The organism is Nocardia cyriacigeorgica (genome assembly GCF_010858045.1).
GTDB lineage: Bacteria > Actinomycetota > Actinomycetes > Mycobacteriales > Mycobacteriaceae > Nocardia > Nocardia cyriacigeorgica_E.
Window position 1 is genome coordinate 1 of sequence record NZ_JAAGVC010000404.1, and the last position, 276, is coordinate 276.

At 39.9% G+C, this 276-nt stretch carries 1 protein-coding gene; it reads left to right on the forward strand.

The features are described from left to right. Positions 1 to 276: O-methyltransferase (locus GV790_RS30210; protein ID WP_218586510.1), on the forward strand; the 276-nt coding region annotated here is incomplete at both ends.

Here is a 276-nt window from a genome sequence, read left to right on the forward strand (position 1 = left end):
TTCGAGAAGATAATCAAAATTTAAACCGCGGCTTTATGATGGCTGATTATTTTACTATCCAGTTTTTATGTTGGTTGGCTGCGAGTTTGGGAGTAAAACATTATTTAGAATTAGGAGTATATACGGGGTATAGCAGTACAGCAATGGCCCTTTCTCTTTCTAAAGAGGCACGTTTACATCTTTGTGACCTCAATGTTAGTACCACCAATCGGGCGCGCTACTACTGGCATAAGGCCGGTATAAAAGAAAAAATTCATCTCTATTTGGCGCCTGCTT